Annotated in this window: 9 protein-coding genes; 4 read left to right on the forward strand and 5 right to left on the reverse strand. The window is 68.7% G+C overall.

What is annotated here, in order from left to right:
* Positions 1-20: 20 nt before the first annotated feature.
* Genes ACZ3HV_RS10575 through ACZ3HV_RS10590 form a run of 4 tightly spaced genes read right to left on the reverse strand, consistent with a single transcriptional unit; the run spans position 21 to position 5,030 of the window.
* Positions 21-779 (reverse strand): IclR family transcriptional regulator, encoded by a 759-nt coding sequence (locus tag ACZ3HV_RS10575; protein WP_465682977.1) that lies wholly within the window; start codon positions 777-779, stop codon positions 21-23.
* A 45-nt stretch (positions 780-824) separates the two neighbouring features.
* On the reverse strand, positions 825-3,344 hold the full coding sequence (locus ACZ3HV_RS10580) for an ABC transporter permease (RefSeq protein WP_465682979.1): 2,520 nt from the start codon (positions 3,342-3,344) through the stop codon (positions 825-827).
* Complete coding sequence (locus ACZ3HV_RS10585) at positions 3,344-4,093, reverse strand: ABC transporter ATP-binding protein (protein ID WP_465682981.1); 750 nt, start codon at positions 4,091-4,093, stop codon at positions 3,344-3,346. Before ACZ3HV_RS10585 ends, ACZ3HV_RS10580 begins: the two co-directional genes overlap by 1 nt.
* Before the next feature lie 49 nt (positions 4,094-4,142).
* Positions 4,143-5,030: a RecB family exonuclease gene (locus tag ACZ3HV_RS10590; protein ID WP_465682983.1), complete on the reverse strand. Its 888-nt coding sequence runs from the start codon at positions 5,028-5,030 to the stop codon at positions 4,143-4,145.
* Positions 5,031-5,157: 127 nt separating this feature from the next.
* Between ACZ3HV_RS10590 and ACZ3HV_RS10595 the strand changes: the two genes are divergently transcribed.
* The 4 genes from ACZ3HV_RS10595 to arc all read left to right on the forward strand — a co-directional run bounded on the left by ACZ3HV_RS10595 (position 5,158) and on the right by arc (position 10,264).
* Positions 5,158-6,021 (forward strand): intradiol ring-cleavage dioxygenase, encoded by an 864-nt coding sequence (locus ACZ3HV_RS10595; protein ID WP_465682985.1) that lies wholly within the window; start codon positions 5,158-5,160, stop codon positions 6,019-6,021.
* A 48-nt stretch (positions 6,022-6,069) separates the two neighbouring features.
* Positions 6,070-7,221: a site-2 protease family protein gene (locus tag ACZ3HV_RS10600; RefSeq protein WP_465682987.1), complete on the forward strand. Its 1,152-nt coding sequence runs from the start codon at positions 6,070-6,072 to the stop codon at positions 7,219-7,221.
* 271 nt (positions 7,222-7,492) lie between these two features.
* The gene (locus ACZ3HV_RS10605; RefSeq protein ID WP_360360419.1) at positions 7,493-8,449 is read left to right on the forward strand and encodes a tRNA (adenine-N1)-methyltransferase; all 957 of its coding nucleotides are present in this window, start codon (positions 7,493-7,495) and stop codon (positions 8,447-8,449) included.
* Between the two features lie 69 nt (positions 8,450-8,518).
* Positions 8,519-10,264 carry a proteasome ATPase gene (gene arc / locus ACZ3HV_RS10610; RefSeq protein WP_360360416.1) on the forward strand — a complete coding sequence of 582 codons (1,746 nt, stop codon included), beginning with the start codon at positions 8,519-8,521 and terminating at the stop codon, positions 10,262-10,264.
* Positions 10,265-10,330: 66 nt separating this feature from the next.
* On the opposite strand, the gene ACZ3HV_RS10615 is transcribed toward arc, so the two are convergent.
* On the reverse strand, positions 10,331-11,182 hold the full coding sequence (locus ACZ3HV_RS10615) for an alpha/beta fold hydrolase (RefSeq protein ID WP_465682990.1): 852 nt from the start codon (positions 11,180-11,182) through the stop codon (positions 10,331-10,333).
* Between the last annotated feature and the right edge of the window lie 120 nt (positions 11,183-11,302).

Below are 11,302 nucleotides of genomic sequence, written 5' to 3' on the forward strand. Positions count from 1 at the left end.
GAGCCACCCCCGTCGAACCATCAGGTGTCCTCCCGCAGGTCTCGGCCGATCGCCTCGGCGGTGGCACGAACCATGGTGACCAGGTCGCCGCGGTGCCGCAGCCGGCTGTCGCAGATCCGTTCGATCCGGCCGACCAGTCCCACCCCGCCGACAACGAGACCGCCGAGTCCGCGGATCGGCGCGGCGATGCCGGCCACCTCGACCGTAAGCTCCTCGAACTCACTGGCCCAGCCGCGGGCGCGCACCGCGGCCAGCTCATCGGCCAGCCGGACCGGGTCGGTGATCGTCCGGGTGGTGAACGCCTCCAGCTTGCGCGGGCGGGCGGCGCCGCTGGTGTCGAACGCGAGTACGGCCTTGCCGAGAGCGGTCGCGTGCGGCGGGAGCGTCGTACCGACGTCGAGGTCCTGGTCGCTGTCGTCCGGGCGGAAGACGTGGTGGACGACCACGACCTTGCCTTCGAGCAGGCGGCCGACGCGGACCACTTCGCCGCTGCGGGAGGCGAGGGAGTCGGCCCAGTTGATCGCCCGGCTGCGCAGCTCGTTCGGATCGAGGTAGCTCTCGCCGAGCCGGCCGAAGGCGTCACTCAGGTGGTAATGCGCGCCACTGTGGTCCTGCTCGACGAAGCCGACCTGATGCAGCGTGCGCAGAATGCCGTGCACGGTCGTCTTGGCCAGCCCCAGTGCATTGCCGAGATCCGCGACCCCAAGTCCGTCGGGCGCGGCGGCTAGCAGTCGGAGCACAGCCGCAGCCCGCTCGATCGACTGCACAGTGCCCGGCACAACCGCAGGCTACCCGTGAAAACAGTGCCTGGCTTTACTTCGCGGTCACTCTGAGGCGATCGCGCGCAGGACGTCCAGGCGGGCTGCGCGCCGTGACGGCCAGACCGCAGCGAGTACGCCGACGATGCCGGCGGCCAGTACTGCGATCACCAGCTGAAGCACGGGGATGTCGCGGACGTTGAGCCCGTTGTCGACCATCGCGGCCTGGATCGACGCGCCGAACGCCACCCCGATCGCCAGCCCGAGCAGGGCTCCGAGCAGGGAGATCGCGATCGACTCGACCCGCAGCATCCGGTTCAGTTGCGGGCGGTCCATCCCGATGGCCCGCAGCAGGCCGATCTCGCGGGTCCGCTCGACCACGCCGAGTGCGAGCGTGTTCACGATGCCGAGGATCGCGATCAGGATCGCCAGCGCGAGCAGCATGCCGAGCGCCGCGAGGATGCCGTTGACCGGCCCGCGCGCGCCGGCCGCGTACCCCTGCTGATCGCGGACCTGGATCGACGGATAGTCCTTCAGTTGCCCGAGGATCGTGGCCCCGACCGGCCCCACTTCGGTGCCTTGGGCAACTTCGACGTACAGGACCGTGTCGCTCGGAGCGCCGCCGACCGCCTCGTACGCCGGGAGCGAGAGGACGACCGTGTTCAGCTGGCGGTTCGGGGCCAGGATGCCGCCGACGGTGAGGCGGTGCTTGCCCGTCGTCATGGCGAGATCGAACGTTCTACCCACGCTCAGGCCGAGGGTCTTCGCCAGGTTCCGGGGCAGGACGGCCTGGCCGTCACGCAGTACGGCCGCCGAGCCGGCGTCGAACTTCGTCACGATCGGCCCGTTGAGGGTGCCCTCGCTGACGCCGCTGACCTGCACCGCGGTGTCGCCGACCTGGCCCGCCTGCTGCCGGACCTGGTGGACCGAGCTGACGCCGGAAACCTTCCCGACCCGGTCGGCGACCTGCGTGCTGAAGCTGTCCGGACCATCGGAGGTGATGACCAGTTCGGAGCTGCCGAGGGCGTCCGCGATGTTCTGGACGATCGATGCCTTGGCCGACGCGGCGATGACGAGCAGCCCACTGACCAGCGCGACCGAGATCATCAGCGCGGAGGCCGTGGCCGACGTCCGCCGCGGATTGCGCTCGGCGTTGCGTCGGCCGAGCGTCACCGCGGCCTTGCGACCGAGCGGCCACATCAGCGCGCGAACGACGTACCTGCTGATCAGCGGGCTGATCATCACGACGGCGAGCACCGTCAGCCCGGCGCCGAGCCCGATCAGGACGGCGCCGGGGAGGTCGCCGGCGTTCAGGCCGATCAGGGCCGGCATCAAGGCCATCAGCAGCAGGAACCCGCCGATCAGGACACGGACGAGCAGCGAGCGTTCCGGCAGCGCCACGTCGTCGCGCATCGCCGCGACCGGCGGAAGCTTTCCTGCCCGGCGAGCCGCCGGGTACGCCGCCGCGATCGTCACGCCGACGCCGATCACGTAGCACGCGATCACGGTGGCGGGGCTGATCTGCAGCGCCGCGGTCGGGATCTGGAGGTCGAGGTGCTGGTAGAAGAACTGGATGCCCGCGGCCACACCGATGCCGATCAGCAGGCCGAGGGTCGAGCCGACGACACCGATGACGAGCGCCTCGGCGAGGACCGCGCCGGTGACCTGGCCGCGGGAGGCGCCGATCGCCCGGAGCATCGCCAGTTCGCGCGATCGCTGCGCGACGACCATCGCGAACGTGTTGACGATCAGGAACGTGCCGACGAACAGGGCCAGGCCGGCGAACATCACCAGCACGGTGCTGAAGCCGCCGAAGGTGTTGTCGAGGTCGTGCTCGCCGTCCGCCGCGACCTGCGGGGCGGTGCGAACCTTGACCGAGTCTCCGATGGTCTGGGCGATCGCGTTGCGCACGGTGCCGGGGTTGGATCCGGGGGCGACGGCCACGCTGATCGAGGTCCAGCCCGGTTTGCCGAGCAGGAGGAGTTGGGCGGTCGTGGCGTCGAAGGTGACCAGCGGGGCACCGGCCGAGACCCCGGACAGACCGGGCGTGGTGATCGCTGTGAGCTTGGCGGTGACGGATCTGGTCGGCGTGACGATCCGGACCTGGTCGCCGAGGTCGTAGCCCACCCGGGTCGCGGTGGACTGGTCGAGGCCGAGCTCTGCCACACCTGAGGGCGGTTCGCCGTCGACCACTTTGAACGGCGCGTTCCGGGAATCCCGGGTCCACGCGGCGCCGAAGCTGGTCAGGCCATAGGTCTCGATCGGCTTCCCGTCCGGGCTGAGGATCTGTACGTCGCTGACCAGGAGCTGCGGGTTCGCACTCGCGACACCGGGTACCGCGGCGACCCGCTCGACCACCTCGGACTGGAAGGTCGCGGGCCGGTTCGCGCCGGCCTCGATCGGGCTGGCCGGCGTCACGGTGATGTCCGCCGTACTGGTGCTGAAGTTCTTCTTCAGCGCGGTGGACAGCGTGTCGGTGAAGACCATCGCGCCGCCGGCGAACGCGACACCGAGCAGGACCGCGACCGTACACAGGACGAAGCGGAGCCGGTGCGCGAGGACCGAGCGGAGACCGAGCTTGAGCATCAGCCGGCCACGGCCGGGTCGAGCTGCTTCATGGTGTCGAGCACGGTCTCGGCCGTCGGGTCGAGCAGTTCGGACTGGAGCCTTCCGTCGGCCAGGAACAGGACCCGGTCGGCGTACGACGCCGCGGTCGGATCGTGGGTGACCATCACGACCGTCTGGCCGAAGTCACGGACCGAGCGGTGCAGGAACCCGAGTACGTCGGCCGACGAGCGCGAGTCGAGGTTGCCGGTCGGCTCGTCGGCGAACACCACGTCCGGCCGGGAGATCAGCGCGCGGGCACACGCAACCCGCTGCTGCTGGCCGCCGGACAGCTCCGACGGCTTGTGGCCGAGGCGGTCGGACAGGCCGATCGTGTCGATCACAGTGGTGAGCCAGTTCTGGTCGGGCTTGCGGCCGGCCAGGTCGACGGGAAGGGTGATGTTCTCCAGCGCGGTCAGCGTCGGGACCAGGTTGAACGCCTGGAACACGAATCCGATCCGGTCCCGGCGCAGGTGCGTGAGCTGCTTGTCGGGCAGCCGGGTGAGGTCGACATCGCCGAGGAAGACCTGCCCGTCGGTCGGCTTGTCCAGCCCGGCCAGGCAGTGCAGCAGGGTCGACTTGCCGGACCCCGACGGGCCCATGATCGCGGTGAACCGGCCCTTGCCGACGTCGGCAGTCACATCGGCGAGTGCGTCGACCTGTGTCTGGCCGCCGCCGTACCGCTTCCACACTCCAACAGCCCGCACCGCAGCCGTGTCGCCCACGCTCATGCGACGAACGCTATCCACCCAGGGTTCCTCCGCGGCCGGGTGGCTGCCCTCAGCCGTCGACGCCGACCAGATCCACCCCGGCGGATTCGGCCGCGACCTCCTCGACCGAGCGGGTGGGAAGTGGCGGGGGTGTGCCGCCCCAGGCCGGGCACAGAGGTTTGTGGTCGCACCAGTCGCAGAGTGGGCCGGGGCTGGGCCGCCAGTCGCCGGACTCGAGCGCCCGGGTGATTGCCGTCCACAACGCGGTGACCTTGCGTTCGCAGGCACGGAGATCGGCCTCGTCGGGCACGTACCGGACGATCTCGCCGTTGCCGAGGTAGACGAGCTGCAGCATCGCGGGCACCACGCCGCGCAGCCGCCAGAGCACGAGCGCGTAGAACTTCATCTGGAACAGTGCCTTGGCCTCGAAGAACTCCGACGGCGACCGTCCGGTCTTGTAGTCGACCACGCGGATCTCACCGGTCGGCGCGACATCCAGGCGGTCGACGTACCCCCGCAGGACCAGGCCCGACTCCAGTGCGGTCTCGACGTACAGCTCCCGCTCGGCCGGCTCGAGCGCGTTCGGGTCCTCGAGGGTGAAGTACTTCCCGAGCAGTTGGTGCGCCTCGGCCAGCCACTTCGCCAGCTCCTCGCCGCTCGCGTCCTCGGCGAACAGCTCGGCGACCTCCGGCTCCTCCTCCAGCACGTGCTGCCACTGCGGCTCGAGCATCTCGGCCGCGTGCTCCAGCGTCCGCTGACCACGCGGCAGGTCGAACAAACGCTCCAGCACGCCGTGCACCACCGTGCCGCGAACCGCGGCGGACGAGGGCTTCTCCGGCAGTCGATCGATGACACGGAAGCGATACTTCAGCGGGCAGCTCATGAAGTCCGCGGCCCGGGACGGCGACAACGCCCCACGCGGATGCCCATGCACATCGACTTCAGCTGCAACGCTCATACCCGAAACCCTAGGCCGTTGCGCCGACACTTCGCGCGCGCGCCACCCGAACCTGTGGAAAACCCTTCACAGCGAACTTCCAGCGGACTTTCGGCAGACCATCGGCTCCGGTTGTCACGCTGGTTGCATGAAGCCTCCACCGAAGCCACCTCGTGAACACGACCTGGGCCTGGAGTACGACCTGGGCACGCTGCACCGCCGCCGTTTCCTCGGCCTCTTCGCCGGCGCCGGCCTGGCCGCAGTGGCCGGTTGCTCGGCCGACGACACCGACTCGGTCACCGCCGATCCCACCACGACGTCGAGCTCGCCGACGGCGTCGGCCACCTCCAGCACGCCGACCACCTCCACGACCGCTGGTACGACGGACGTCGACGAGATCCCGCAGGAGACCGGCGGTCCCTATCCGGGTGACGGCTCGAACGGGCCGAACGTCCTGACCGAGTCCGGCATCGTCCGCAGCGACATCACCAAGTCCTTCGGATCCGCCTCCGGCGTGGCGACCGGCGTACCGCTGACCGTCGAGCTCACCGTCCTGGACGCCGGCAAGGACACGCCGCTGGCCGGCGCGGCCGTCTATCTGTGGCACTGCGACGCCGAGGGCCGGTACTCGCTGTATTCGGACGGCGCGACCGACGAGAACTATCTCCGCGGCGTCCAGGCGGCGGATGGGTCCGGAAAGGTCACGTTCACCACGATCTTCCCGGCCGCGTACATGGGCCGCTGGCCGCACATCCACTTCGAGGTCTACGCGAGCCTGGACGAGGCGACCGCGGCCGGGAAGATCACCCGCACCTCGCAACTCGCCCTGCCCAAGGACGCCTGCGACACCGTCTACGCGACCGATGGGTACGACGGCAGCGCACAAAATCTGGCCCAGACATCCCTGGAGAACGACAACGTGTTCGGCGACGACGACGGCGTACATCAGCTCGCGACGGTCACCGGAGACACGAGCAAGGGGTACGTCGCCACGCTGAACGTGGGCGTTTGAGGCGGGTATGTAGCACGGTGTTACCTCCGGGGAAGTAGCGTTGGGTCGATGCCAGAACCGCGTGATCCTCAGAGCCCCGCCCAGCCCGCCGGCCCACCGCCGGGGACCTGGGTTCTTGGTCGTATCCGCGGGATCCGGCTCACGATGCGGTTCACCTGGCTGCCGGTGGCGATGCTGCTGGCGATCGGGTTCGCCGCGATCATCGGCCAGCAGTTCCCGGACCTCGGTGGCTGGCGCTACCTGGCGGCGTTCGCGTTCGTGGTGGCGTTCACGCTGTCGATCCTGGTCCACGAGCTGGCCCACGCGCTGATGGCGATGCGGTTCGGCATCCCGGTCTCCGAGATCAACCTCGGGTTCTTCGCGGCCGGCACGCACATCGAGGGCGAGCGGAAGTCACCGCTCGAGGAATTCGCTGTCTCGGTGGTCGGCCCGCTCGCCTCGCTGGCCGTCGGCGGGCTCGCCTACCTCGGCTCCCGCGCGGTCGACGAGGGCGTCGGGTACGTCGCGCTCTGGGAGCTCGGGATCGCGAACCTGATCGTCGGCGTCACCAACCTGCTCCCGGGCCTGCCGCTGGACGGTGGCTGGGTGCTGCGGGCGGTGGTCTGGAAGATCACCGGCAACATGCACAAGGGCACCATCGTCGCCGCCTGGGCCGGCCGGGTGCTCGCGATGCTGGTGCTGGCGGCTCCCGTCCTGATCGAAGAGATCTGGAACCGGCAACCGAGCATCATCGACTTCGTCATCGCGGTGCTGGTCGGCTGGTTCCTCTGGATGGGTTCCACCGCGTCGCTGATGCAGGCCCGGCTGCGCCGCAAACTCCCCGCGCTACAGGTCCGCACCATGGCCCGCCGCGCGATCGCGGTCCACTCCGGTACGCCGATCTCCGAAGCGGTCCGGCTCGCCGGCGAGGCGCAGGCCGGCGCGGTCGTCGTCATCGACGGTGACGGCAAGCCGCACGCGCTGGTCTCCGAGTCGGCTGTCGCGGCCGTCGCGCCGAACCAGCGCCCGTGGACCACCGTGAGCGAGGTCGCGACCCGCATCGGCGCGGGCCACATCATCGGCATCAACGACACCGGCGAGGAGATCCTCGCCACCGTCCGCGAACACCCCGCCTCCGAGTACCTGGTCCTGGACGCCGCCGGCACGGTCTACGGCGTACTAGCCACCGCCGACATAGAACAAGCCTTCCGCAACCGCTAACCCTTCGACGCCGCCCCGGCCCGCCGTACCTCCGTCGCTCGGCCGTACATGGCAACCCTCCGTTTCAGGGGATGACCCCTCAACTGGAGGGTTGCCCGCTGAGATTCTGAGTGGGCAACCCTCCAACTCAGGGGTTATCCCCCCAGGTGGAGGGTTGTGCCGAAGGGAGGGGGCGGTGTGCCGGAGGGACGTGCGGATGGGGGTACGGCGGGGGCCTGGGGCGGCCGGGGATTCGGGGATCGGGTTTTGGGAAAGTTAAGGTGAGCGCCTTATGGCTGACTTGCGTGACTTTCCTGACCAGGCGTTCTCCGGGGTCCACCACGGCCCGTTGCAGGCGGGGGAGTGGATCACCCTGCAGGACTCCAAGGGCCGCCGGCACTCGGTGCTGCTCGAGCGCGGGAAGACTTTCCACACGACCAAGGGCGGCATCGCGCACGACGACCTGATCGACGGGCCGGACGCGGTGGTGATCAAGTCCAAGGGCGGCGTCGAGTACCTCGCCCTGCGACCCCTGATGGCTGACTACTCGGTTTCCATGCCCCGGGGCGCGGCGGTGATCTATCCGAAGGACACCGCGCAGATCGTCACGATGGCCGACATCTTCCCGGGCGCGAAGGTGGTCGAGGCCGGCGCCGGTTCCGGTGCGCTGACCACCGCGCTGCTGCGGGCGGTCGGGGTGCACGGGCAGGTCGTCTCGTTCGAGCGCCGGGAAGATTTCGCCGAAGTCGCGCGGAAGAACGTGACTGGTTTCTTCGGCGGCGAGCACCCGGCCTGGCGGCTCGAGGTGGGCGACCTGGTCGAGAAGCTGAACGAGCAGGACGTGGACCGCGTCGTCCTCGACATGCTCGCGCCCTGGGAGTGCGTTGACGCCGTCGCTGAGGCACTTTCGCCCGGTGGGGTGTTCTGTGCCTATGTCGCCACCACGACGCAGCTGAGCCGCTTTGTGGAGACGCTGAGGGCACACGGCGAGTTCACCGAGCCGCGCGCCTGGGAGTCGCTCGTGCGAGACTGGCATGTAGAGGGCCTGGCAGTGCGGCCGGGCCATCGGATGCAGGGTCATACCGCGTTTCTGGTCACGGCGCGCCGGATGGCGCACGGGGTGCAGGCACCCCGCAAGAAGCGCCGGCCCGCGCCAGGTGCGTACGGCGACGATTACCTGGGGCCTCGTCGTGCCGAAAAGTCCGAAGACATGCCGGGAGCAACGGATTCATCCGCAACCGACACGTGATGGGATTCAGCTTGCTCGGTGAGGTTTTCTGGGTAAGGTCCATAGGGTCGAGCCCCACATGGTGAGGTGATGATCGTGGCTGGAGACGAGAGTCCTACCGCGGCAGAGCTGCGTAACCAGGTCCGGTACCTGGAAGCCGAAGTCGCGGCGTTGCGACGTCGGCTGCTCGAGCACCCGGCTGACAGCCGGTCGCTCGAGAGCAGACTGTCCGAAACCCAGGCCTCCTTGGCGAGTGTCACCGCTCAGAACGAGCGGCTGGCCGACACGCTGCGGGAGGCGCGAGAGAAGATCATCGCCCTGAAGGAGGAAGTCGACCGGCTGGCCCAACCGCCGTCCGGATTCGGCACCTTCCTCGGACGGAACGAAGACGACACGCTGGACGTGTTCACCGGGGGCCGCAAGCTCCGGGTGGCGGCCAGTCCCTCGGTCGACCTGGACGCGCTCAAGCTCGGCCAGGAGCTGATGCTGAACGAGGCGCTCAACGTGGTCGAGGCCTGCGATTTCGAGGTCGTCGGCGACGTGGTGATGCTGAAGGAGCTGCTCGCCGACGGCGAGCGGGCGCTGGTGATCGCGCAGGCCGACGAGGAACGGGTCGTCCGGCTCGCCTCGCCGCTGCTCGACATCCCTCTGCGGGCCGGTGACTCGCTGTTGCTGGAGGCGCGCTCCGGATACGTCTACGAGAAGATCCCGAAGTCCGAGGTCGAGGAGCTGATCCTCGAAGAGGTGCCGGACATCGACTACACCCAGATCGGTGGCCTGTCCGGCCAGATCGAGCAGATCCGGGACGCGGTCGAGCTGCCGTACCTGCACAAGGACCTCTTCCTCGAGCACGAGCTCAAGCCGCCGAAGGGCGTCCTGCTGTACGGCCCGCCGGGCTGTGGCAAGACGCTGATCGCGAAGGCGGTGGCCAACTCGCTGGCCAAGAAGGTCGCCGAGCGGACCGGGGTCGACGGACAGAAGTCGTTCTTCCTGAACATCAAGGGTCCCGAACTGCTGAACAAGTACGTCGGCGAGACCGAGCGGCATATCCGCCTGGTCTTCCAGCGCGCTCGCGAGAAGGCATCCGAGGGCATGCCGGTGATCGTGTTCTTCGACGAGATGGACTCGCTGTTCCGTACGCGCGGAAGCGGCGTCTCCTCCGATGTCGAGAACACCATCGTCCCGCAGCTGCTGAGCGAGATCGACGGTGTCGAGGGACTCGAGAACGTCCTGGTCATCGGTGCCTCGAACCGTGAGGACATGATCGACCCGGCGATCCTGCGGCCCGGCCGGCTGGACGTGAAGATCAAGATCGAGCGGCCCGACGCCGAGGCGGCCCGGGACATCTTCTCGAAGTACCTGACCACCACCCTGCCGCTGCACACCGACGACCTGAGTGAGTTCGGTGGCGACAAGGCCGAGTGCGTGAACGGGATGATCCAGCGCACGGTCGAGCGGATGTACACCGAGGCCGACGAGAACCGGTTCCTCGAGGTCACCTACGCCAACGGCGACAAGGAAGTCCTGTACTTCAAGGACTTCAACTCGGGCGCGATGATCCAGAACATCGTCGACCGGGCCAAGAAGATGGCGATCAAGGCCTACCTGGACGAGAACCAGAAGGGTCTGCGGGTGCAGCACCTGCTGCAGGCGTGCGTGGACGAGTTCAAGGAGAACGAAGACCTCCCGAACACCACCAACCCGGACGACTGGGCCCGCATCTCCGGAAAGAAGGGCGAACGGATCGTCTACATCCGTACCCTCATCTCCGGCAAGCAAGGCACCGAGCCCGGCCGCTCCATCGACACGGCCACGAACACGGGTCAGTACCTGTAACGAAGTCCGGCCAACGGCCGCCGTGTCAGCTTCGGGCTGACCGGCGGCCGTTCGGCATTCCACGAGTTATCCGGCGACCCGGCGGCTCAGCTCGGCCAGTTCACGGTTGAAGTGGCCGGGTTGCTCGAGATGCACGGTGTGGCCGACTCCGTCGTACCAGGCGGCCTCGGCGGTCGGGCAGATCGCCAGCACATGTTCGGCCATCGCCGGGAGCACCACCGTGTCGGCCCGGCCGTGGGTGACGAGCAGCGGCACCGTGAGGGTCCGCAGTACGTCGTCCTCGTCGATCTCACGAGCCCCCAGGTTGGCCCGGATCCGTGCCGGGACGGTCATGCTCGCGGCCAGCAGCAACTCCAGGTCGTCGGCCGCGAACGGGGTGGCCGGGAAGGCCTTGATCAGACCGCGCGCGCCGCGGATGTTGGCCGGCAGATCGTCGGCGATCAGATCGGGGAAGTTGTCCAGGAAGCCAGGTCCGATCAGTGTGCCGAATGCGGCCGGACCGAGCCGGACCGTGCCGCCGACGAAGTCGATCCCGCCGAGCCGGTCATCGCCGTACGCCCGCACGTAGTCGCAGATGACGAATGCGCCGTACGACCAACCGACCACTACCGGCCGGTCGAGGTGCAACTGTTTGATGACCGCGGCGAGGTCGTCGGCCCACAGACCGGCGTCGGTGTAGTGCTCCGGTTCCAGCGGCGCCTCCGACATGCCATGGCCACGCAGGTCGAACGCGACGAGCCGGAACTCTGCGGCCAGCGAGCTCTCGTACTGCTTCCACCAGCACAGATGGGTCTGTGACAGGCCGTGGATCAACACGATCGGTGGCCCGTCCATCCGGCCCCATTCGCGCACGTGCAGGCGCAGACCGCCACCGCCCCGCACGGTGTGGATCGTCGGCTGCTCGATGACTGCTGTCATGGCCCCTCCTCGGCTCGGTCGGTCGACTCGATCGTCACCGCGGGGCGCCACGGCCGGCATCGGGAACGGGCTACGTATCCCGAAGGGGCGAGATACGTAGCCGGAGGCGAGCGGGGTGCG

The organism is Kribbella sp. NPDC020701 (assembly GCF_055562215.1).